A 23,134-nucleotide genomic window follows, 5' to 3' on the forward strand; every position below is an offset into this window, starting at 1 on the left:
GGTTGCTCGAATATATCGGCATAGATCCTCAGCGTTTTCAAGCCAGGTGGATTTCCGGTTCTGAGGGTCCGAAGTTTGCGGAAACCATTACCCAACTGACGGAAGACATCAGACCTCTTGGACCGAATAGGAAGTTGAGGGATGAACAATGAAGGAAGTAACTCAAAAGATGAGAGAAATTGCCAAAGAGCTTTTGGAAAAGAACGAAGTGGAATATGTAGTTGGCTGGGAGAAGGGAACTTTTTGGTATCAATCACCTCCGTGTTTTGTGCGCCGGGCGGAAGAAGTTGAGCGTCTGGTATGGGATGAGTTTTGTATTAACAATTTAGCTAAATATCTCTTGGATTTCAAGCACTTGGAAGGTAAAATAGCTCTTTTTGTAAAGGGCTGCGATTCCCGCGGTATTATTCGGTTGTTGCAGGATAACCAGATACGGCGGGATAGAGTAGTGCTGGTAGGTATACCCTGCAAGGGAATGAAAGATGTTACCGAGGCAGCTAAGTTAGAAGAAGAGAAACCGGAAAAACTTCCTCTGGCCGCCAAATGTCAGGAGTGTCGCTATCCGAATCCCTTGGTTTATGATTACCTAATCGGGGAGGAAGTAGTGGCAACAGCGGGTCAGGAGGATAGGTTTTCGGATGTAGCCGAACTGGAAGCTATGAGCCCCGACGAAAGGTACGAGTACTGGGTTGGTCATTATGACCGGTGTATCCGCTGTTTCGCCTGCCGTAATGTATGTCCGGCGTGTAACTGCCGGGAGTGCTGTTTCGATTTAGCCGAACCGCGGTGGCTCGGCAAGCGGGTTGTGCGTTCAGAAAACCAGTTTTTTGCCATTACCCGGGCTATGCACGTAGCGGGTAGGTGTACAGAATGCGGTGAATGTGAGCGGGTTTGTCCGATGAATATTCCTATAATGAAATTAAATAAGAAGATTATTAAGGATATAAATGAGCTGTTTGGTCCTTATGACGCCGGTGTGGATTTAGAGGACAAACCTCCTCTAGGGAAATACAACCCGGATGACCCGGACCAATTCATGTAGAAATTAGGGGAGGGTGTACCGTATGAAGACTATTAAGAAAGCCAAAATTGCTGAATTACTAGATAAGATTGCTGCTGAGCAGACTATTTTCGCACCGGTGGCTGTAGAAGGAGTGACCCGCTTTGCCCGGTGGGGCCAGCATAAAGGAGATCTGTATTTGGAAGGCAATAGTCTTTTACCGCCGAAAGATCTGTTGTTCCCGCAGACGGAAAAAATGTATAGTTACCATGTGAAGGGGATGACCGCGGCGGTTGACGAAGTAGCTACTACCGCCGAACCACAGATTATTTTTGGTATTCGCCCCTGTGACGTTAAGAGCCTAGAGATGCTGGACGATGTCTTTCTGACTAAAGGTTATGTAGATGAATTTTATAAGAGCCGGCGGGACAACACTTTGCTGGTAGCCCTGGGTTGCCGCAAACCGGAACCTACTTGTTTTTGTACCTCCTGGGGAATTGATCCAGCCCAAGCCCCAGGGGCTGATGTGAATGCCTTTGATTTAGGAGAAGAACTGGGTTTTGAAGCTCGTACCGAAGCCGGCCAGAAATTTCTCGATGCCTATACACAGTTTTTCAGTGAAGCCAGCTCTTCGGCTCCGAAAGCGGAGGAATGTACCTTAAAGGTGGACCCGGAGGGCATAACGGAAAAATTACAGAAAATGTTTGAGTATTCGCTGTGGGATGAACTCTATCACAAGTGCCTGGGCTGCGGTATATGCACTTATGTTTGTCCTACCTGTCACTGTTTCGATATTCAAAGTGAAAACCGGGGAGACCAGGGTTTTAAATTCCGTTGCTGGGATTCCTGTATGTTTTCTGAGTATACCCGCATGGCCGGAGGGCATAACCCTCGACCCTCCAAAAAAGAGAGGCTGCGGAACCGTTTTCTGCATAAACTGCAATATTTCCCCGAGCGCTATAATAAATTTGCCTGTGTGGGATGCGGAAGGTGTTTGAGCAAATGCCCGGTAAACATGGATATTACCCGCCTGATCGACCGGGTTAAGGAGGTGAAGCTGGATGAGTAGCCATGCGGCTGTGACCTCCAATCCTTTGGTGCCGCAAATAGGGAAAATAACTAAGATAATTGATGAAACGCCGGATGTAAAAACTTTTCATGTAACCACTGAGCAGGGAAAACCCTTTACCCCCATGCCTGGCCAGTTGGCTATGCTATCGCTTCTTCCCGTAGGAGAAGCTATGTTTTCCATAACCAGCCAGGGAGAGGATCATTTGGAATTCAGCATCAAAAGAGTAGGGATTTTGACCGATGCCTTGCATGAAGCAGAGATTGGTCAGGAGGTAGGTATCCGGGGTCCTTACGGCAATGGTTTTCCGGTAGAGGACTTTAAGGGTAAAGATATGCTCTTTATCGGCGGAGGCATTGGATTGGCTCCCGTCCGGTCGGTAATTAACTATTGTATTCAACATAGGGAAGATTACGGTCACCTGCAGATTATTTACGGAGCCCGTAGCCCGGCCGACCTGGTTTTTAAGGAAGACCTTTTTGAAAATTGGCCCCAGGTGAAGGATTGTGAAGTTAACGTTACGGTAGATCGGGGGGACGAGAATTGGACCGGACATGTAGGCTTTGTTCCTGCCTTTGTGGAGGAGCTTGCCCCTTCGCCGGAAAACAAAGTGGCTGTTATCTGTGGTCCGCCTATTATGATTAAGTTTACCCTGCAATCTATGGAAAAGCTCGGATTTAAAGATGAACAGATTTTTACTACCCTGGAGATGCGTATGAAATGCGGGATTGGAAAGTGCGGGCGTTGCAACATTGGGAGCTGTTACGTTTGTCTCGACGGTCCTGTATTTTCCCTGGCTCAATTGAAAAAGATGCCCAACGAATATTAAAGTTTTCCGGCCCCGGCATCAGTTCCCCGGGGCCTTACCGTGTAGGGGGTTAAAGGTGGTCTATGCTGGTTGATTATCATGTGCATGGTATGGGACATGGAGAGGGAAGTCAAACTCTGGAAAACTTGAGTCGTTATCTGGATTTTGCCCGGGAGCAGGGGATAGAGGAAATTGGTTTTGCCGAACATAATTGGTATCTGGATCAGTTAGATTTCAGCGTTTTCCCCCGGCTGAGAAAAGTTTTTCCCGAAATTGAAGTCCGTGTAGGTCTGGAAATAGATTTTCGGCCGGAAACGGCCGCAAATTTGGCTCAAAAGCTCACTTCCCTACCCTTTGATTATTTGATAGGTTCGGTCCATGAGATCGGAGATTGGATGTTTGATCATCCTGACTACAAAGATCAATATGCCCATTGGGACATAGACGAACTTTATGAAACTTATTTTCAACTGGTGGCCCGTATGGTGGATAGCGGTTTATATGACATTGTCGGGCATTTGGATTTAATTAAAGTTTTCGGATACCGTCCCCGGCAGTGTATAAAAGACCTGGTGAACTCCCTGCTTCACCGGATAGCGAAGGCCGGCATGGTGGTGGAAGTAAACACGGGTGGCCTGTATAAGCCGGTTGGGGAAATCTATCCGCAGGAAACTATTTTAGCCGAGTGTTTTCGGTTAAACATACCGGTGACCTTGGGTTCTGATGCTCACCGAGCGGAAGACGTAGGAAGGGATCTAATGAGGGCCAAAGCTTTATTAAGAAAATTGGGGTACCGAAAGCTGGCAGCATTTTACCGAAGAAAAATCTACCTGATAGATTTGTAAAGCATAAATTGCTCCGTTAAAGTTGAAAATAGACTATGATTTGGAGCGAAGGGATTCAGGGGGGAAAGATATGATAGATGTCGCTTGGTTGCTAGTAAGCCTGGGGATTATTCTCCTGGGGGCGGAGTTTTTTACCAACAGCATTGAATGGTTAGGGAAGAAGCTTAATCTCTCCGAGGGCGCAGTTGGTAGTATCCTGGCGGCTGTAGGGACGGCTTTGCCGGAGTCCATGATACCGATTATCGCTATTCTTTTTGGGGCCGGAGAAGCAGGCGAAGAAATCGGAATTGGAGCCATCCTGGGGGCCCCCTTTATGTTGAGTACGCTGGCTTTTTTTATCGCCGGTATGGCAGTAGTTATGCATGCCAAAAGACGACCCGATTTCCCGTCGATGAATATTGACCCCTCCGTTATAACCCGGGACCTGGGCTTCTTCCTGCTGGTATATGCAGTTGCCGTATTGGCCAGCCTGATCAGGCTCGGTTTTTTAAGAATGATTATATCGCTGGGATTGGTAGCGGCTTATGCTATCTACGCCTATCAAACAGTTAACGAAGAAAAAACGCTCGGTGAAGAACATGATTTAAGCCCTCTTTTTTTCCAAAGAAACCGGCAAGAGCCCGATTTAATAATGATTCTGGTTCAGGTATTGACCAGTCTTGCCATCATCGTTGGTGGAGCCCATCTTTTTGTCCGGGGTATTGAACATTTGGCGGTGCGATTGGGAACGCCGCCGTTTGTTTTGTCTCTGATTATCGCTCCTGTCGCTACGGAACTCCCGGAAAAGTTTAATAGTATTATCTGGATTGGGAAGGGAAAAGATACTCTGGCTCTGGGGAACATCACCGGCGCTATGGTATTTCAAAGTTCGCTGATTCCTGCTCTAGGCATTACCCTGACCGAGTGGAAATTGAGTCCGGGAGCCTTGGTGAGTGCCATTCTGGCCTTGACTTCGACTGCTGTGGTCTACTGGTATACTTACCGAAAGAAACGACTGACACCTTTTGTTCTCATGTGGGGCGGTCTTTTCTATTTAGTATTTATAGTCCTTGTCTTAGGACGAATAATTATTTAGCACTTTTATATATCAAAACATAATAAAAAAGAGGTGATGAAGGTGTCATATGAAGAAAAACTGCGGGAAATGGGTCTTAGTTTACCGGAAGCTCCCGCCCCGGTCGCAGCCTATGTTCCGGCCGTATTGGTTGACGGTTATGTTTATACCTCGGGACAACTTCCCTTTGTTAACGGTTTACTGAAATACAAGGGCAAGGTGGGCCGGGAGCTTACGGAAGAACAGGGCTACGAGGCTGCGAGAATCTGTGCACTTAACTGCTTAAGTGTCATCAGGAGTGTGGTGGGCACTTTGGACAAAATTGATAGAGTGGTGAAAGTTACCGGTTTCGTAAGCAGTGCGCCGGGCTTTAACCGCCAACCCCAGGTCGTAAACGGAGCTTCGGAGTTGTTAGGGAAGGTATTCGGTGAGGCCGGACGCCACGCCCGGTCCGCAGTAGGTGTGGCGGAACTACCGTTAGATGCTCCCGTGGAGATAGAAATGATAGTAAAACTTCGTTAGGGCAGGTACTTTTCCTGCCCTAACTTCATAAGTTGATCTAAAGTTCATTTCTTGCTTTTCTACGTTGTCTCGCTCGGCTTACTTAACACAGTATAGCAGGAGTTTAAGGACTGAGAGAGAAATAAAAATAATTAAATATAGTGGGAGTTGACGTCATTGTTAAATTTATGGGGAATATTCGCTTCGGCTTTTGTTGTCGGGTTGTCGGGAGCTATGATGCCCGGACCTTTATTTACCGTTACCGTTAATGAAAGTGTCCGGCGGGGAGCCAGAGCAGGAGGAGAGGTTACTTTAGGCCATGGAATTTTAGAATCACTTCTGGTAGTTGGACTTATATTCGGGCTGTCCGACATCTTAACGCTTCCTCTAGTGAGCCGGACAACAGCGGTACTTGGGGGAGCGGTGCTGGTCTGGTTCGGGTACGGGATAATTGGCGAAGCTATTAAAGGTCTGTTATCCTTTAGCGCTGCGACAACTCAAGAAATTACAACTGGGGAAACTAAGCCATTAATCTCCTGGTCTACAGTGGTAGCAGGGATGGTAACCAGTATTGCCAATCCATACTGGATTTTGTGGTGGGCTACCATTGGAGTTGCTTTCGTCACCCAAGCCCTGGGACAAGGCACCGCAGGTCTGGTTTCTTTTTTCGCCGGTCATATAGCGGCTGACCTCTCATGGTACCTGTTGGTGGCAGTAGCTGCAGCTACCGGAAAGCGTTTTCTGTCCGATAGAATTTACCGGGGGATTTTAGTCATCTGCGGGCTCTTCTTAGTCGTTTTGGCCCTGTATTTCATGTATGCGGGGTTTTCCGGAAATATTATCGCGGGAGGGGATTAGGGTATCATGTTGCCTTATGATAAAGCCTATGAGCTTGCTAAGGCCCTCGCCCAGTCCGAAGAATATAAAAACTATCTTCAGGCGAAAGAAAAACTGGAGCGAGATGATAAAAACCTGAAGATGCTTCAGGAATTTAAACGAAGACAACTGGCCATCCAAATGGCTGAATTAGCCGGACAGGAGGTGGATGAGGAACAGATAGAACAGGTAGAGCGGCTGTACGAAATAATTAGTCTGAATCCCGTCATTAACGAATTTTTAACTGCTGAATATCGTTTTTCCAGAATGATGGCCGATATACAAAACATAATCAACGAAGCGATTAGTGCCTGGTTTGAGCTGGAAGATAAAAATGACTATATAAATTGATCTTTTGACTTATAAATGCTCATGGGTTATAATAATAATGGTTACTATTTGAAATAGGGGTTGATACCCATGCCGAAGGCTAAACGGATGACAAAACAAAAGCAGACTATTTTGGAAATTTTACGAAGCACAACGTGTCATCCTACTGCGGACTGGATTTACGAGCAGGCCCGTAAAAAGCTTCCGGATATCAGTTTAGGCACTGTTTACCGTAATCTGAACGTTCTGCGAGACGAAGGGGAAATTATGGAGTTGAATTATGGCAGCACCTTCAGCAGGTTTGACGGGAATCCCCGTAATCATTATCATTTTGTGTGTGAAAGTTGCGGGCAGGTGTACGATGTGGATTATCCGGTACAAAATCAGTTGGAAAAAGTAATAGAGGAAAAAACCGGAGCCCGTGTTCAGTATCACCGCCTGGAATTTTACGGTATTTGCTCGGCCTGTCTAGAAAACAAAGATGGACAGCCCAGTTAAACTCGGATTTATCCGAGTTTTTTAATTTGGCCCGGCACTCAGCCGAGGGGTATTCCGTTGGAATACCCCTCAACTGAGTGCCGGGCCGGGCTGGCTTGCTTAGTAGTATTTGTCAAAATAAATTCCTTGGAGTAAAATAAGATATAACTTGAACACATAAGGAGGTACACATGAAGATACTGGAATGGCCGCTGGCACTAGAAGATACGCTTTATGATTACTACATCCACGACTACTCGCGAGTGGCATCCTTATTTTCTTATTCGCCTTATGAATCAGATTCCTTTCTTCGCCGGTACCGCAAAGTAGTGGCCTCGTTTGCTTTGGATAGAGGTCGCCTGGTAGAAGCTCTTCATTCCTACAACCGGGCTGTAGGAGCAGGATCCCTCACCATGTTCCACCTGGAAAAACTTTTGCAGCCCGAAGCGGTAGCAGTGGTTACCGGGCAGCAGGCCGGAATCTTCACTGGCCCTTTATATACCATCTATAAAACAATTACAGCTGTTTCCCTTGCTCAACGGTTGGAGGAAGACCTACAGGTACCGGTAGTCCCGGTTTTCTGGATAGCGAGCGAAGATCACGACTGGGAAGAAGTCAATCATATTAATTTTGTGGACCGGAATGGTCGCTTGCGGCGTCAGCAGTTAGATTGCACTCCTACCAAGCGAATTTCGGTTGGGAATATTTGGGCAAAGGAGGATATGGAAAAGGCGCTGCAAGAGCTGGTTGAACTGACTCCGGAAGGGCCTTGGAAAGAGACGATAGTTCAGGAACTCCAGGGGATTATCCGCCGATCCAGTTCACTGGCGGAAGCTTTTTCCCTCATTATGAATTACTTGTTCCGGCAGTACGGTCTTATTTTTCTGGACCCCATGCTTCCGGAGTTGAGGCGGTTACAGGTTCCCGTCTTCCTACGGGCTGTGAAACAGGTAGAGTCGGTTAACCGGGCGTTGATTGCTGTTTCCCGCAGGATTGAGGAAATGGGGATGGTACCTGCCCTGCAGAAAGAGCCGGACCATGCCCACCTCTTTTACTACCATGAGGGAGAGCGGAGGCCTCTTTTTATTAATAACGGGGCTTTAGAAGTTCGAGGTCCGACGGTAATCTCCTTTGCGCTGGAGGAAATAGAAAGACTTATAGCTGACCGGCCTTGGGATTTCAGCCCGGACGTTGTACTGCGGCCGGTAGTCCAGGATTATTTGCTCCCGACGGTAGCTTATGTAGCCGGGCCCGGTGAAATCGCTTACCTGGCCCAGCTGCGGGAGGTTCACCAGATGTTAAGTCAGGAATTACCGGTAATTTACCCTCGGTTTCGTTTAACTCTGTTAAGTTCAGAACAGCATGCCTTATTGCATCATTTTAACCTGGACCCGGGGAAGCTAATGGAAGATTGGGATTCATGCCAGAAGCAAGTTGCCCAACGGTTGGATGAAATAGGCATCAGTGCTGCTTTCGACCGGGCGAGAGAGGGGATGAGGCAACATTATCGCAGTCTACTGGAAAACATTAAAAGTATTAATCCCAACTTGGAGAAGTTAAGTGAAAAAAATTGGAGTTACATAGATTACCAGTTAAAATATTTGGAAAAAAAGGCTTGGCAGTATCACCGCAGGAATTATCGGAGCATTTTTCAGTCCTTGGAAGAGATTCGGCAGTTGCTTTTTCCCCGGGGCCGTCCTCAGGAAATGGTGTTGAACGGAATTCCATACTTGTTTAAGTATGGTCCCGGGCTGGTGCGGGAGCTGTTGGAAAATCTAGCGTTAGAGAGTTTTGAACACAAACTAGTTATATTGGAGGAGGAAGGGAATGGAAAGGCTGGAGCAGGTTGATTTGCTGGCCTTTGGTGCTCACCCGGATGATGTGGAGATTGGTACGGGAGGCTTGCTGGCAAAAGCTGTTTCTAGAGGATACAAGGTTGGTGTGGTGGACCTTACGGAAGGGGAAATGGCCAGTACCGGAACAGTTGAAGTAAGGCGGGAAGAGGCCAAACGGGCAGCGGAAATTTTAGGCGTAGCCTGGAGATACAATCTTAAAATGCCCGACAGTGCTTTGGAAGTTACCCGAGACAATCAGTTAAAGGTCATAGAGGTAATCCGTTACAGCCGTCCCCGGTTAGTGGTGGCTCCTTATTGGGAGGACGTTCATCCCGATCATATAGCCTGCAGCCGTTTGGTGATGCAGTCGGTTTACTTGGCTGGTCTACGAAAACTGTTGCCGGAAATACCGGCTTACCGGCCACCAAAGATAATTTTTTACTCCTTGCATTACAATGTAGAACCGAGCTTTATAGTAGATATATCTGAGTATTTTAGCCGTAAGAAAGAGGCGGTTATGGCTCATGCATCTCAGTTCGGCCGACAGGGAGTAGTAGACACCAAATGGCTGCTTCATGTCCTGGAAAGCCGAAACCGGTATTTCGGCAGCCGTATCGGAGTTTACTATGGAGAAGGGTATTTGGTAAAAGGACCTTTAGCCATCGATGACCCTATAACCTTACCATGAAATTATTGATAATCGGGGTGGTATAAAAGGAATTTAAATGAAAAAAGTAGAAATATTCTGAAAAAAATTCAAGGGGAGGGAGATTTTTGACAGCTCGGCATCTCACCGAGGAAAGGATTTTACGGGGACGCAATGCGGCTCGTCTACTACAGAAGGCGGAGCAAATAGCAGGTCAATGCGCTCAGGCTATAGCCCAGGCCGGAGGTCTGGAGAAGGCCGAGACACAACTGCGCCAGATTTTAGATGACAATCTGGGCCGATACGAGTACATCGCGCTGTTTGATGAGAAAGGTCTGGCCTTGCTACATACAAATCGCCTGCGGGAAGGAATGTTGTTCAACGATCCGGTAGGAATGAAAGCAGTCAAAACCGCGGTCCCGCTGGCTCAGATTTTTCATAGAGATACCGGCGAGGTGATCTTGGATGGAGCTTGTCCCGTTGTGGTTAAGGGCGAGAGAATCTGTACCGTGAGGGTAGGTGCTGTACTCGTAAGAGGTAAAGTGCTACCCAAGATTGTTTTGGCTACCATAGGTCCGGTTCTTGTCTCCAGTGGGGTTGTTGCCCTAATGGGAAAGGCTGACTGGTCCCTTTTCTGGTGGCCTTTGTTGGGGACCGTCCTAGGGATAGGGGGGGCTCTATGGTTAAACCTTTTGTTTTACCGGGCCCTGGGAGAATTCTACAATAGCACGCGAGCTCTGGCGGCGGGAAACCTTAGTTATTTAGCCAAACCTCGCTCTACGGATGAGCTGGGACAGATAGCTTTTGAGATGAATAAAGTTTCCTTAGGGTTAAAGGCAATAATCGGTGAACTGGCCGAGATAGCCTCTAGAGTCCTTGAAGCAGGAAAAGAACAGGCCAAGGCAACGGAAGAGGTGAGTAAGGCGGCAGAACAAATTTCCGTGGCCGTTTCTCAGATGGCTTCAGGAGCGCAAGATCAAATGAAAGCTATGGACGAGGCCAATGGGATAGCAGAAGAAATTGGCAGGGCTATGGATAAAATGAAAAATTACAGCCAGGAGACAGTTAGACTGGCCCGGAAGGCTTTAGAGGCTGCAGCTTCGGGAGCGGAAGCGGTTACCCGGTCGGTTGGACAGATGGAAACGATACGCCGCTCCGTAGAATTATCGGCTCAGGTCATAAACGACTTGGAGGTCAAATCTCAGCAGATTGGTAAGATTATTAACACTATAACTGATATTGCCGACCAGACCAATCTGTTGGCCCTTAATGCAGCTATAGAAGCGGCCAGGGCGGGAGAACAGGGCAAGGGCTTTGCCGTAGTTGCCGAAGAAGTCCGCAAGCTGGCGGAGGAAGCCTCTCGCTCCGCTAACGAGATTATGAACATTATTACCCAGACTCAGGCCAAAACCAAAGAAGCCGTAGAGGCTATGGAACAGGGCGCTCAACAGGTGCAAGTGGGGACAGAGGTTATTAACGAGACAGGGGAAGCCATTGAAAGAATTAAGCTGGTGGTGGAGGAGACTGCCCGGCAAGTGGAAGGCAACGCGAAACTGGTAGAAAAACTATATGCTGGAACAGAAAGATTAGCCCGGCATGTGGAGCGTACCCTAGAGGTTTCCCGGGAAGCTGCTGCCGCTGCCCAGAACGTGGCCGGGTCGGTTGAAGAACAGACGGCAGCGAGTGAAGAAATTGCCGCCAAGGCCAATGGTTTGCTGGAAGCTGCACAACATTTGGAAAAAATGGTTAAGCGTTTCCGTTACTAAAAGTTGACAAGTTTGAGGGAGCGAGTTATAATAATAGTAACCATTATTAAATACGGAGGGATTGGTTATGGCTGTATGGAAATGCAGTAATTGTGGCTACGAAAAAGAGACCCGGTGTAAGCCCCGGAAATGTCCTGAATGTGAAAGCAGAGATACTTTTGTGAAAAAGGAACAGAAATAAGGAAAGGCCTGAGCAGCAGGCCTTTTTTATGTAAAAGAAACAAATAGATTTTGAGGTGTCAGGTATGGAGGTACGAGTACCTTTTCCCTATCCCTTGGTACCGGCTACGGTAGTAAGGCGAATGAATCGGTTTGTGGCGGCAGTAAAGGTTGGAGATGGTGAAGCCAGGGCTCACGTTCCCAATTCGGGTAGGTTGGAAGAACTTTTAACGCCGGGGAACCGGGTTTTGCTACAACGTCAGCTGGGATCCCATTATCGGACTGCTTACCGTATTACACTTGCTTACGCGCCGGGCACTTGGGTTTCCGTTGATGCGAGTATACCGAACCGCCTTTTACATGAAGCCTTAGAGAAAGGACTGCTGTCGGAATTTCAGGGATACAACCGGGTTCTGAAAGAACAAACTTACGGTTCAAGCAGGATTGACTTCGTGTTGGAGGGACTAGGGAAGCCCAAGGTATTACTGGAGGCCAAATCGGTAACTCTAGTGCAAGATGGTATAGGACGTTTTCCCGATGCTCCTACTGCCAGGGGCAGAAAACACCTGCTTGAGTTGTTGAACATGGTCGGGGAAGGGAATAGAGCAGCGGTAGTTTTTGTCGTTCAGCGCTGTGATGCCCGTGGTTTTATGCCTAATGATGCTACGGACCCTGCTTTTGGCAGACTTCTACGCCGGGCCCACCGGTACGGTCTGGAAGTCTATGCGTATCGCTGTCGGGTAGAAGAGACAGGAATTTCTTTGCAGGATAGAATTGAAGTTATTTTTTAAGTATGCTTGCAGGACTTATGTATTTTATTTCGTATAAAACTGGTTAACAGCGTTTTTGAGGGAATTCCCTCAGGGGGGAGTAAAGATTGAATAATATCAAACATCTCAGACGTATTCCTATTTTTGCCGACCTTTCGGAAGACGAACTGAGGAAATTAAATGAAATAATTTTTTTGCGACGTTACCGGAAAAAGATGTTTATTTTTATGGAAGGAGAGCCGGGAGACGGACTCTATTTTGTGAAGTCAGGACAAGTTAAGATCTCTAAAATATTGGAAGATGGGAGAGAAAAGATTCTGCGTTTTTTGAAGGAAGGTGATATTTTTGCGGAAGTTCTGTTATTTGACCCGGGACCTTTCCCGGCTACAGCCGAGGCGGTGGAAGATTCTGAAATAGGAATTATCCGAAATGAGGATATGGAAGAATTCTTACTTAAAAATCCGGAAATCATGTTGAAAATTCTCCGGGTCATGAGCAAAAGGTTGCGTCAAGCCCAAATGCAGGTACGGGATCTGGCGTTTAAAGATACTTACGGCCGTTTAGCGGGAATGCTGTTAAAATTGGCCGAAGAGTACGGTGAAAAAAGCGAAGAGGGTACCACCATCAAATTGAGTCTGAGCCAACAGGAATTAGCCAATTTGATCGGATCTTCGCGGGAAACAGTGGCCCGTATTCTGGGGGATTTTCGAAAAAGAGGAGCGATTGTTATTAAGAGACAAAAGATTACCATTCTGGATGAAGAAGAGCTTCAGAGCTGGTTGTAGTTATAGATACGATCCGTTTAGTCTCCTATTCGACCAGTCAGCCGTCAAATTTGGTCAGTAGCGGAATAATAGGTCACAAACGGAAAACTACATGGTAATCTATAGGTAAGGAAGTTATTGGAGGTGGTTTTAGATGGAAACTACATCCAATGCGGCCAAGAAGGAAAGATTGCAAAAACAGGAAGAATATAAGAAGTGGTTGGAACATTTAAAATTTTTAGGGGTGAAGGTGGTTAAGCCTTCGGAGCGGCGATAAGTAAATAAATGCTGTCAGACGCCTTTCAAGGCGTTTTTTATTTGTGTGACCGGAATCACACTCTGGGTAAGGTTTAACTTACAGAACTTGGCGGAAGTATTGTTATACTAACGGTTAAGAAGGTACCTATCAGCGATAAAGATTGTATGATAAACTAATTATGACGAGTCGAACTTGGAAGGGGAAGGCAACAATGCAACCGGGGGAGACAATTATGAAAAAGATGTTTACCATAGAGACATGCCGGGCGGCAGCTTCCTGTACCAATGCCTGTGGTGACATTAAAAATTTAGCTTCTACCTTGGAAGAGATTCTAGAAGCACAAAAGCTAGGCGAAATACTTTCGAGAAAGATCAAGGGGCCGGTACTTTCTCATCACATATTTAAGGTGTCGCTTTCCGGCTGTCCTAACAGCTGTTCTCAACCGCAGATTAAGGATTTCGGAGTACAGGCCAGAGCATACCCGCTAGTAACCCGCGAAGAATGCAGTCAATGCGGTACCTGTGAAGCCGTATGCCAGGAAAGAGCTGTTAGGGTTGGTGATAGGCCGGAAATCAAAGAGGAACTTTGCCTTGCCTGTGGGGCCTGTGCAAGGGTGTGTCCTACCGGGACTTTAAGTATCGGGGAAAGGGCGTACACGGTATTAATTGGTGGGAAACTGGGGAGACATCCTCAGTTGGCGAAAGTCTTGTTGGAAAAGGCTGATGCTCCCGCCGTGGAAAGGGCCCTTAAAACTACCGTGGAGTTATTTGTGGAATTGGCTCACGGGCAGGAAAAATTAGGCGCCCTTCTCAACCGCATAGGTTTAGAAACTGTTCAACGCCGTTTACAGGCGCGAGAGGGGGATGGCTATGGAAATAACTCTGGAATATCTGCGTAAAGCTTTTGACCGTGAAGGTTATATCTGCGGCGATGATATTTTGATTCCTGTTTATCTGGCTTTAAGGCTGGGTAAACCCTTATTGGTTACCGGAGCTCCTGGAGTGGGCAAGACGGAGATTGCTAAAGTGCTGAGCAGGGTGTTAGATACACAGTTGATCCGGCTGCAGTGTTACGAGGGTTTGGATGAAAACAAAGCTCTTTACGAATGGAATTATCAGCGGCAACTGCTAAAGATCCAAATGGTTAAAGATAAAGTAGCGGAAACCGAGATGGAAAAAAGCCTGTTTTCGGAGGAGTATCTCCTGGAAAGACCGCTGCTTAAGGCTATCCTGGCAGAAAAACAGGTAGTGCTGCTAATTGATGAGATAGATAAAACGGACGAAGAATTTGAAGCTTTTCTGTTTGAAGTTTTGTCAGATTTTCAAGTTTCCATCCCTGAAATGGGGACTATTGTTGCCCGGCATATACCGGTAGTAGTTTTAACCAGCAATGGAGAACGGGAATTATCGGACGGACTGAAAAGACGGTGTATCTTCCTTTATATTGACTATCCTTCAATTGAAAAGGAAATCAAAATTATCAAGACTAAAGTTGAAGGTATTGGTGACAAACTGGCACAGCAAATTGCCCGGGCGGTTAATTACATTAGAAAAGAGTTGGAATTGAAAAAGAAACCGGCCATTTCCGAAACGCTTGACTGGGCCAGGGCATTGATTGCTCTGGAGGCGGACCGGCTTAATCCGGAGACGATTGAATACACTTTGAGCGTTCTTTTTAAGGATCAACATGATCTTAACCTTTTCCGAAAAGTTCTTGGGCCGCATGGTTTAATGGAAAAACTCCAGGTTCAAGAAGCTTGAAAGAGGCTGGAGATTATGGCTAACAAGGAGATAATCCCCGATTACTTGGAAAACAACCTGGTTAAATTCGTTCACCTGTTGCGCCAGGCGGGAATCCGGGTAAGCTCGGCGGAGGCAATAGACGCCCTGCGGGCTATGGGAAATATAAATATCATGGAACGGAAAGCGGTACATGCTGCCCTGCGGGCTACGCTGATAAAAAACGTGGAAGACGTTCCTGCCTTTGATAAGTGTTTTGAGGTTTTTTTTGCCGCTCCGGAAGAGAGAAAGCAGCGCCAAACCGAATGGCGACAGAAACAGCAAGAAAGGGAGGAGTTAATCCGGCAGGCAGAAGAAGAATTGACTTTTCGCGGAGAGAAGTTAGACTTAACGGAGGAGGATAAGCTGCTTTATGTGCAATTAAAACCGGTTGACAAAAAGAGACTACAAGACTTCTTGTATAAGAGTTCCACTGGTAAGAATGTGGAAAAGAAAAACTTTAAACCGATTATAGAGAACTTGGTTAGAGGGCATCTAAACTACTGGGATAAACGACTGCGCCAGCGTAAGGAATTGCTGCAACTGGAGCCCACGGGAGACGGCGAAATAGATCCAATGCTTTACTGTATTTCCGCGGATTTAGATGGCCGGGAAAATCATATTCTGTATGAAGATATGCAAAATATCCGGGAGCAGGATTTACCCAAAGTAGAGCGCATTATACTTCGCCTATCTAAACGTCTAGCTACGAAAATTTCCCGCCGCTATCGTTTGAGCCGGAAGCAGGAGAGGTTGGACCTGAGGCGCACCATTCGGCATAATCTCGGTTACGGTGGGACCCTTTTGGAGCTCAAATATAAATCGAGAAAAGTGCAGAAGCCTAAACTGATTCTCATTTGTGATGTTTCCGGTTCCATGGGCAGGTATTCAAATTTTGTTTTGCAGTTTATCTATGGACTTTCCAGTGTAACGAGTAAAATAGAAAGTTTTGTATTTAGTGAAGATCTAGAAAGGATAACCGAGTATTTCCAAAACGGAAATACTTTTGCTAGTACCATGAAGCAGGTAGTTGATGAGAGCAAGGTATGGGGTGAAGGAACAGATTTGGCCAGGGCATTAGAAACTTTTATAGCCGGCTACAGTAATCTTTTAGATCTCAAAACTGTTATAATAATTGTCAGTGATACTAAGACTTTAAACGTAGAAAAGACTGGTGAACGGCTAGGAAAATTAAGACGCAGGGTTAAGGACATACTTTGGTTTAACACTTTACCGGAACAAGAATGGAGTAAGTATCGTTCGGTTAAAGTATTTCAGGCGTACTGTAAGATGTACCAGTGTAATACCCTTAAGGACCTGGAAAAAATAATAAATCAGGAGTTCCTGCTTTAAATGGTTGAGCTTGACAGCCTCGTTAAAGTTTTTTTATTATACTATTAGATTAACAGATACTCGGTAAGGGTATAAGATAGGAGTGAATTAGAACAGTTATGATAGTTCAAGGTGACAAAATCAGAAGCCTAAGGGAGGAAAGAGGTTACAGTTTGGCCGAATTGGCTCGTAAAGCGGGACTGTCAGTTTCTTATCTCAGCGAGATCGAGAGGGGAGCTAAACAGCCCTCCCTGCGGACGGTAGATAAGATTGCCAACGCCCTGCGGGTGAACCGGGGTTTGTTGGTCAAAAAGGAACCGGAAAATCGCGGTCTGTCCATAGGAGAGAAAATAAGATTGTTACGGGAGGAAAAGGGCTTATCCTTAAGTCAATTGGCAAAAGAAGTTAAGCTTTCCGTTAGCTATCTGAGTGAAATAGAAAGAGGGAGCGTAGCTCCGGGTTTGGCAACCGTTAAGAAGATAGCGGAAGCCTTAAATGTACCGGTTTTTACCATAATGGCTCCTGTTAATTCTACCGGATACAAACTGAAATTACTGCGGGAGGAACAGGGTTTAACCCAGGCTCAGCTGGCGGAGAAAGCGGGAGTATCTGCCGGGTTAATAGGTCAGATTGAACACGGGAGAGTGCAACCATCCTTAAAAACCTTGGAAAAAATCGGAGAAGCCCTTGGCGTTGCTCCTTGCTATTTTGTCCTGGATGAAGAAGGACCAGAACAGATGATTGGTATGATGGGTCCAGAACTAAGAGAGCTTCTATGTCACCCCAACGTTAAGTCGGTTTTACGCTTAATTTGTCACCTGAATGAGGAAGAAATTAAATTTATTCTCAACTTTATTCAGTTATTTAAAAAGGCAAAAATTACCGATTTTAATTAAGGAAGGGGACCCTAGTCTCCTTCCTTTAATAATTTCTTATTGAGTCTTCGGTAAATTATGTCCGGAGGGAGAGACAAAACAGTGAAGGATAAGATCAGAATTCTGGTTGCTGATGATGAAGCGAAAATACGTGAACTGGTCAGAATGTACCTGGAAAGGGAAGGGTTTGAGGTAGATGAGGCAGGTGACGGACAGGAAACTATCGAGAAGATTGGTAAGGGCAAATTCCACCTGGTTATACTGGATATAATGATGCCCAACCTCGACGGTTTAACTGTTTGCCGGGAAATTAGAAGAACCATGGATATCCCGATAATTTTACTGACTGCCCGGGGAGAAGAAGTTGACCGGGTACTGGGGTTTGAGTTGGGTGCCGATGACTATGTAGTCAAGCCTTTCAGTCCCCGAGAGCTGGTAGCCAGGGTCAAAGCTCTCCTGCGACGGACGCTGCCGGATAAAGACCATGAGAAGCAGAATGTAATAACCTATCCTCAACTTACTATCAACCAGGATGCACGGCAGGTATTGGTAGGTAACAAGGAAATATCTCTGACCCCAAAAGAGTTTGACCTGCTGGTACTTCTGGCCTCTCATCCCGGTAAGGTTTTTTCACGCGAAACTATTTTAGAAAAGGTTTGGGGCTACGATTTTTACGGAGATTTGCGTACGGTAGACACTCATATAAAAAATCTAAGAGAAAAGCTAAGAAGCCAAAAGGACACGCCTCAGTTTATTCATACCGTTTGGGGTGTGGGGTACAAATTTGAGGTGAACCAACCATAATGCGGGGTATAATTGGCAAGCTCTGGTTAACCAACGTATTCTTGGTAGTTTTGACTTTACTGATCCTTGGAATTGCTTTAGGAAAACTGTTCGAGAACTTTTATTTTTCCCAGCGGGCTGAACAATTGATCAGGGATGGCAGGCAGATTGCGCAGCTGGTGGTGGAAAGACAGACGCAGGATTGGACTTTGGAAGAGATTAACTTGCTTTCCAGATTTATAGATTCCAATGTAATGGTGGTTGACCGCAAGGGCTTGGTCAGAGCTTGCGGTGGCATGATGAGAATGCGTCCCGGAATGCACCTGGAACAAGAGGAAATAAATCATGTACTCGAAGGTAAGACGGTAATTAGCAGGGGATTTCATCCCCGCTTTGACATGCCGGTGTTATCGGTGGCTGTTCCTATTCGGGCTGCCGGGGAGGTAGTGGGTGCTGTTTTACTGCATACCCCCGTTGAACCTATTACCCAAAGTATCAATGCCATTCGGCGGCTGATTCTTTATGCTGCTGCTGGAGCCGTACTTGTAGCTACTATTATCAGCTTCTTTCTCTCCCGTCAGCTGTCCCTCCCTTTGTTAGAGATGAAAAGAGTAGCCCTGAATATGGCCCGGGGGGATTTCCGGGGAAGAATTAAGATAAGGGCGAAAGACGAAATAGGAACCTTGGGCGAGACTTTAAACTTTCTTTCTGCGAAACTCGAGAAAAACCTCCGGGCTCTTTCCCAAGAGAAGGAGAAGCTGGCCAACATTTTGAGCAGTATGACCGACGGAGTTATCACCTTTGATGCCGAGGGGAAAGTTATTCTGACTAACCCAGTAGCGGAACAACTGCTGGATATCAAGCAGGAAAATAAAGAGCAACTGGAAAAAAAGTATCCGGAGATTAATGCGGTTTTGCATCGGGTACTGGAAACTAACGTTTCTGAGGAAACACAAATTAAAGTAGGGGAAAAGATTATTGCTCTGCGGATGGCTCCCCTGCGGCAGGAGGACGGGGAGATATACGGGGTGGTTGCGCTCCTTCAGGATGTCACCAAGGAGTGGCAACTGGAACGTCTCCGTCGAGACTTCGTGGCTAGCGTTTCCCACGAGCTACGGACACCTTTGACTTATCTGCAGGGTTATGCGGAAGCTATTTTGGACGGGCTGGCTGAAACGCCGCAGCAACAGAGGAAGTATCTGGAGATAATTCTGGAGGAAACCCTCCGGCTTCGTCGTCTAGTGAGTGAATTGCTGGATCTATCGCAGTTGGAGAGCGGCCAGATTAACTTGAATTTTAGCACTTTTTCTTTACCCCAACTTGTACGCCGGGTAACCGACAAGCTGAAGCCGGTGGCAGAAAAGCAGGGAATTATTCTTAAAACCGACTTACCCTCGGATTTGCCTCTGGTGTTTTCCGATGAAGACCGGGTGGAACAAGTATTAATAAATTTGTTAGACAATGCATTGCAACATACTCCCACCCAAGGAGAAATCACCATCAAAGCGGAAGTCCTGCCGGAGGAAATCAAAATTTCTGTGGCCGATACCGGACCCGGAATTCCCCGGGAGGAGCTGCCCCTCATCTGGGAACGGTTTTACAAAGTGGACAAGGCTCGCACCCGCGCCGGAAAGGGAACTGGCTTGGGGTTGGCTATTGTCAAGAACATTGTTACGGCTCTGGGGGGAGAAGTCGGGGTGGAGAGTGAAGTGGGTAAAGGAAGCGTTTTCAGCTTCACTTTGCCTCTGAGGGATCCTGAACAGGACAAGTGAGATGTCTAAAAAATAAGGCCTGGTAGGTATCGTAACCAGGCCTTTGCTAATTTATTTTTAGTTGCTGATAGGGTGGGGGTCGAATTCATTTACCGGTTAAATTACATCATGCCGAAACTATATCCCATACCACCGCAGTGGTTTACAAAACCGTTGGCTTTATGGAACTGGTACATTTCTTCTGCGTGCTGCTGCAGCCACTGTCCTTGCTCCGGCGTTAGCTCTCCAGCCTCAACGTATTTCTGAATAATTTGCTGTTTGATTTCCAGTATTTTTTGGAACAAGCTATCAATTTCCTCTTTTTGCTGGTCGGTCATGGCAGCCAGAGCTGCCGGTACGGTTACTAAAAGAACCATCAGAGAAATTAGGGTCAACACAAGTAATTTCCGCACCCTGTTCACCTCCTTCTCTTGTAACCATTATGACCGTCAATTTTGATTAGGTTGTGAGGAAAATTTGAAGATTTTATGTAAATTAATAGTCAGAAAAGGAGAATTGTTAATTTGTAGCGAAAAATGATAAAAGTATAAGTATAACTGACCTAGGAGGAGGGTAGAGTTGAAGGAAAAGTTGTCCAGCCTGATGGCGGTAGTGGCTGCCTTTTTTTCCTGTTTTACCTGATTAGGCCCTTTAGTTTTTGCTGCCCTCGGTCTGAGTGGCGTCAGTATGGGAGTGCTAGCTTCCTTCAGCAGTCGTTTTAAAGGATTGTTTTTATTGATGACCGGTCTCTTTCTGGGCTTATCTTATTATTTGGTTTATGTTAAGTCTAACGGTAACATATGGAACAAGATTATCCTCTGGGTTTCTACAGTCCTAGTAGCGGCGATGTTAATTTACACCAATCGAGCCATTTTATTTCCATAAGGAGGATTAGATGGTGCTTTATAAAAAGTTTCGGATTATAAGCTTTGTATTAGTAATGATTGTCTGGAGTTTGGCAGGTTGTTCAGGCGTTAGTAGCTACAGAAATGTTACGGCGGAAGAGGCCAAAAAATTGATGGAAGCCAGTCCCGAGCTCGTAATCATTGACGTTCGTACGCCTTACGAGTACCAGCAGGGCCACATTAAGGGATCATTGCTCATACCGGTTGCCGAGTTGCCAAAGCATTTAGAAAAGCTAGATCCAGAACAGAAAATATTGCTGGTGTGTGCTACCGGGTCTCGCAGTGCTGCGGCAGCTCGAATGCTGGCGGAGAAGGGATATAAGAAGGTATACAACTTGAGTCAGGGTCTAGCACGCTGGCCCTATGGCCTGGAGCGTTGATTTATAGGTAAAAGACAGGGTCAAAAATGCGCCATAGCATTCAATGGATGCGACGGCGCATTTTTTATTTTGGTTGATTTGTGGAAAGGGTTTATCTTAGGCTTTTTATCAGGACTTCTGCTCCACCGTGGCCGAAATTTGGAGTGGCATATCATTTGCAAAATTTTAAAAAAGACCGTGAAAGCGGGGTGAGAGTCACCAAAGCTGAAACTATCTGAAGGGGGAAGGAGAAAAGTATGCCCAGGATTGTTACAGAGATACCGGGACCAAAATCTCGAGAATTGATGGAGCTGCGTCAACAGTATGTAGCCAGGGGACCATTTAACGTTACTCCGATATTTGCGGAGGCCGCAACAGGAGCTCTGATTACCGATGTTGATGGAAACGAATTTATCGATTTTGCCGGCGGAATAGGAGTTATCAATGTAGGCCACTGTCCTGATGAAGTAGTTAGTGCGGTCAAAGCTCAGGCGGAAAAGTATATACATACGTGCTTCCATGTAGCTATGTATGAGCCTTATGTCCGCCTGGCCGAGAAGCTGGCCCAAATCACTCCGGGAGATTTCCCTAAAAAAACAATGCTGGCTAACAGCGGAGCGGAAGCAGTTGAAAATGCAGTAAAAATTGCGCGAAAATACAGTAAAAGAACCGGGATCATATCTCTGGAATGTGCTTTCCACGGACGAACCCTTATGGCTATGACCCTTACCAGCAAGGTCAAACCGTACAAATTTGGTTTCGGCCCGTTTGCGCCGGATGTGTACAAGATACCTTCGGCCTACTGCTATCGTTGTAGTTTCAACTCGTCTTACCCTGGTTGCGGCATGCACTGTGTCGAACGTCTGGAGAGATTTTTTATAAGCGAGTATCCGGCGGAAAATGTGGCAGCCCTAATTTGTGAACCGGTACAAGGAGAAGGTGGCTTTATCGTCCCACCTAAGGAGTTTATTTCAGGAATTAAGAGTATATGTGAAAAATATGATATTTTATTTATTAGTGATGAGGTGCAGACAGGTTTTGCCAGGACCGGTCGCATGTTTGCCATTGAACACTTTGAAGTAGAGCCGGATCTGATAACCATGTCCAAGTCTATAGCTGCAGGCATGCCTTTAAGTGCGGTTACCGGTCGGGCGGAAATAATGGATGCCCCGGCACCGGGGGAAATTGGAGGCACATTTGGTGGTAATCCCCTGAGCTGTGTAGCCGCGCTGGAAGTCATCAATAAAATAGAACGGGAGAACTTGACGGATCGTGCAAAACAGATAGGGGCCAGGAAGATAGAAAAGCTGAAGGCCATGCAGGAAAAGTACCCGGTAATCGGTGATGTGCGAGGTTTGGGAGCGATGGTGGCGATAGAACTTGTTAAGAACAGAAAAACTAAAGAACCGGATAAAGAAACTACCGGCAAATTAGTGGTCGAATGCTATCGTCGCGGCTTGATTGTCATGAGTGCCGGCATCTACGGTAACGTGTTGCGTTTCTTAACTCCTTTAGTGATTACCGATGAGCAGTTGGATGAAGGACTGAACATTTTAGAAGAAGCTTTTGCTAATGTTAGCTGACAGGGTGATGACACTCTTTGGTGCTGAAATCTCTGAGACTTCTATATCGTATACAATTGAAAAGAATTGAAAAACGATTTCAATAAATTGGTGAGCAGAACATGCAATTAAGAGTATCGTATTGGACCGATGATTTGGTACTGGCCATTGGGCGATGAGAGCGGGTAGTTTTGGTCGGGAGGCTGGGTAGGACCTGGCGGTTCGGTAGAAGCTATGCTGGTTTGAGTTTAATCTATATGTTATTGCATAACTAAATATACCAGTATGACCACTACTCATTAAGTTGCAGCTGTAGCCGGGAAAATCATAAGCATACAGGCATAGAAAGGAGGGGAACGGTAAGAGGTAGTTTGTAAGTTGACAGAATTATCAGTCAGATTAATAATAATGTAAAAGAAACCCTTGAAAGGAGTGGAGTTATGTACCAAAGAAGAAAGATCATGGTCTCAGCTTTGATATTGGCTTTAATGGTTTTACTTACAGGTTGTGGTAGCGGGGCCACGAATTCAGAAGGTGGACAAGCTCAGGAAGAAGAGACGCGGGATTATTTTAAAGTTGGGGTCATAACATCTCTTTCCGGATCTGAAGTTTACGGTGGCAACTTAACCC

Annotated in this window: 26 protein-coding genes and 1 pseudogene; 26 read left to right on the top strand and 1 reads right to left on the bottom strand. The window is 46.2% G+C overall.

What is annotated here, in order from left to right; all coding sequences use genetic code 11:
* The 23 genes from KKC1_RS16810 to KKC1_RS09640 all read left to right on the top strand — a co-directional run.
* On the top strand, positions 1 to 152 hold a 152-nt coding region (locus KKC1_RS16810), incomplete at its 5' end, for a hydrogenase iron-sulfur subunit (protein WP_238134269.1).
* Positions 149 to 1,042 carry a 4Fe-4S dicluster domain-containing protein gene (locus tag KKC1_RS09540; RefSeq protein WP_088554230.1) on the top strand — a complete coding sequence of 298 codons (894 nt, stop codon included), beginning with the start codon at positions 149 to 151 and terminating at the stop codon, positions 1,040 to 1,042. The genes KKC1_RS16810 and KKC1_RS09540, both read left to right, overlap by 4 nt.
* Before the next feature lie 22 nt (positions 1,043 to 1,064).
* Entirely contained in the window at positions 1,065 to 2,069 is a 1,005-nt protein-coding gene (locus tag KKC1_RS09545; protein ID WP_088554231.1) for a 4Fe-4S dicluster domain-containing protein, read from the top strand.
* A complete protein-coding gene (locus KKC1_RS09550; RefSeq protein WP_088554232.1) occupies positions 2,062 to 2,898 on the top strand; it encodes an FAD/NAD(P)-binding protein in 837 nt (278 codons plus the stop codon). The genes KKC1_RS09545 and KKC1_RS09550 overlap by 8 nt, the downstream gene beginning before the upstream one ends.
* A 62-nt stretch (positions 2,899 to 2,960) precedes the next feature.
* Entirely contained in the window at positions 2,961 to 3,722 is a 762-nt protein-coding gene (locus KKC1_RS09555) for a histidinol-phosphatase HisJ family protein (RefSeq protein WP_088554233.1), read from the top strand.
* Positions 3,723 to 3,792: 70 nt separating this feature from the next.
* A complete protein-coding gene (locus KKC1_RS09560; RefSeq protein WP_088554234.1) occupies positions 3,793 to 4,797 on the top strand; it encodes a sodium:calcium antiporter in 1,005 nt (334 codons plus the stop codon).
* 42 nt (positions 4,798 to 4,839) lie between these two features.
* Entirely contained in the window at positions 4,840 to 5,298 is a 459-nt protein-coding gene (locus KKC1_RS09565; RefSeq protein WP_088554235.1) for a RidA family protein, read from the top strand.
* A gap of 156 nt (positions 5,299 to 5,454) precedes the next feature.
* Entirely contained in the window at positions 5,455 to 6,135 is a 681-nt protein-coding gene (locus KKC1_RS09570) for a LysE family transporter (RefSeq protein ID WP_238134264.1), read from the top strand.
* 6 nt (positions 6,136 to 6,141) lie between these two features.
* On the top strand, positions 6,142 to 6,504 hold the full coding sequence (locus KKC1_RS09575; RefSeq protein ID WP_088554236.1) for a YlbF/YmcA family competence regulator: 363 nt from the start codon (positions 6,142 to 6,144) through the stop codon (positions 6,502 to 6,504).
* Positions 6,505 to 6,573: 69 nt separating this feature from the next.
* Positions 6,574 to 6,981 carry a Fur family transcriptional regulator gene (locus KKC1_RS09580; protein WP_192868172.1) on the top strand — a complete coding sequence of 136 codons (408 nt, stop codon included), beginning with the start codon at positions 6,574 to 6,576 and terminating at the stop codon, positions 6,979 to 6,981.
* A gap of 170 nt (positions 6,982 to 7,151) precedes the next feature.
* A complete protein-coding gene (bshC, locus tag KKC1_RS09585; RefSeq protein ID WP_088554237.1) occupies positions 7,152 to 8,810 on the top strand; it encodes a bacillithiol biosynthesis cysteine-adding enzyme BshC in 1,659 nt (552 codons plus the stop codon).
* Positions 8,788 to 9,483, top strand: a complete 696-nt coding sequence (gene bshB1, locus KKC1_RS09590) for a bacillithiol biosynthesis deacetylase BshB1 (protein ID WP_088554238.1) — start codon at positions 8,788 to 8,790, stop codon at positions 9,481 to 9,483. Before bshC ends, bshB1 begins: the two co-directional genes overlap by 23 nt.
* Positions 9,484 to 9,569: 86 nt before the next feature.
* On the top strand, positions 9,570 to 11,207 hold the full coding sequence (locus KKC1_RS09595) for a methyl-accepting chemotaxis protein (RefSeq protein ID WP_088554239.1): 1,638 nt from the start codon (positions 9,570 to 9,572) through the stop codon (positions 11,205 to 11,207).
* Positions 11,208 to 11,274: 67 nt separating this feature from the next.
* Positions 11,275 to 11,388, top strand: coding sequence for an RCKP-type rubredoxin-like domain-containing protein (locus KKC1_RS17535; RefSeq protein ID WP_088554240.1), 114 nt, complete (start codon positions 11,275 to 11,277; stop codon positions 11,386 to 11,388).
* 64 nt (positions 11,389 to 11,452) lie between these two features.
* Entirely contained in the window at positions 11,453 to 12,157 is a 705-nt protein-coding gene (gene sfsA / locus KKC1_RS09605; protein WP_088554241.1) for a DNA/RNA nuclease SfsA, read from the top strand.
* A gap of 86 nt (positions 12,158 to 12,243) precedes the next feature.
* Positions 12,244 to 12,921, top strand: coding sequence for a Crp/Fnr family transcriptional regulator (locus KKC1_RS09610; protein ID WP_088554242.1), 678 nt, complete (start codon positions 12,244 to 12,246; stop codon positions 12,919 to 12,921).
* Positions 12,922 to 13,054: 133 nt separating this feature from the next.
* Positions 13,055 to 13,177, top strand: a complete 123-nt coding sequence (locus KKC1_RS17060) for a hypothetical protein (RefSeq protein WP_272946666.1) — start codon at positions 13,055 to 13,057, stop codon at positions 13,175 to 13,177.
* A 214-nt stretch (positions 13,178 to 13,391) separates the two neighbouring features.
* The gene (locus KKC1_RS09615; protein ID WP_192868173.1) at positions 13,392 to 14,057 is read left to right on the top strand and encodes a 4Fe-4S binding protein; all 666 of its coding nucleotides are present in this window, start codon (positions 13,392 to 13,394) and stop codon (positions 14,055 to 14,057) included.
* The gene (locus tag KKC1_RS09620) at positions 14,029 to 14,919 is read left to right on the top strand and encodes an AAA family ATPase (RefSeq protein WP_088554244.1); all 891 of its coding nucleotides are present in this window, start codon (positions 14,029 to 14,031) and stop codon (positions 14,917 to 14,919) included. The genes KKC1_RS09615 and KKC1_RS09620 overlap by 29 nt, the downstream gene beginning before the upstream one ends.
* Before the next feature lie 15 nt (positions 14,920 to 14,934).
* Complete coding sequence (locus tag KKC1_RS09625) at positions 14,935 to 16,290, top strand: vWA domain-containing protein (RefSeq protein ID WP_088554245.1); 1,356 nt, start codon at positions 14,935 to 14,937, stop codon at positions 16,288 to 16,290.
* A 98-nt stretch (positions 16,291 to 16,388) separates the two neighbouring features.
* Entirely contained in the window at positions 16,389 to 17,165 is a 777-nt protein-coding gene (locus tag KKC1_RS09630) for a helix-turn-helix domain-containing protein (RefSeq protein WP_088554246.1), read from the top strand.
* Between the two features lie 81 nt (positions 17,166 to 17,246).
* The gene (locus tag KKC1_RS09635; RefSeq protein WP_272946667.1) at positions 17,247 to 17,948 is read left to right on the top strand and encodes a response regulator transcription factor; all 702 of its coding nucleotides are present in this window, start codon (positions 17,247 to 17,249) and stop codon (positions 17,946 to 17,948) included.
* A complete protein-coding gene (locus KKC1_RS09640) occupies positions 17,948 to 19,699 on the top strand; it encodes an ATP-binding protein (RefSeq protein ID WP_088554248.1) in 1,752 nt (583 codons plus the stop codon). The genes KKC1_RS09635 and KKC1_RS09640 overlap by 1 nt, the downstream gene beginning before the upstream one ends.
* A 101-nt stretch (positions 19,700 to 19,800) precedes the next feature.
* On the opposite strand, the gene KKC1_RS09645 is transcribed toward KKC1_RS09640, so the two are convergent.
* The gene (locus tag KKC1_RS09645; protein ID WP_088554249.1) at positions 19,801 to 20,091 is read right to left on the bottom strand and encodes a YckD family protein; all 291 of its coding nucleotides are present in this window, start codon (positions 20,089 to 20,091) and stop codon (positions 19,801 to 19,803) included.
* A gap of 482 nt (positions 20,092 to 20,573) precedes the next feature.
* Here KKC1_RS09645 and KKC1_RS09655 point away from each other — a divergent pair, with 482 nt between their 5' ends.
* From KKC1_RS09655 to KKC1_RS16315, 3 genes and pseudogenes are all read left to right on the top strand, one after another.
* Positions 20,574 to 20,963, top strand: a complete 390-nt coding sequence (locus tag KKC1_RS09655) for a rhodanese-like domain-containing protein (protein WP_088554251.1) — start codon at positions 20,574 to 20,576, stop codon at positions 20,961 to 20,963.
* Between the two features lie 236 nt (positions 20,964 to 21,199).
* On the top strand, positions 21,200 to 22,525 hold the full coding sequence (gene gabT / locus KKC1_RS09660; RefSeq protein WP_088554252.1) for a 4-aminobutyrate--2-oxoglutarate transaminase: 1,326 nt from the start codon (positions 21,200 to 21,202) through the stop codon (positions 22,523 to 22,525).
* A 419-nt stretch (positions 22,526 to 22,944) separates the two neighbouring features.
* Positions 22,945 to 23,134 (top strand): annotated as a pseudogene (locus KKC1_RS16315) (hypothetical protein); the annotation flags it as partial.

The organism is Calderihabitans maritimus, assembly GCF_002207765.1.
Taxonomy (GTDB): Bacteria; Bacillota; KKC1; order Calderihabitantales; family Calderihabitantaceae; genus Calderihabitans; species Calderihabitans maritimus.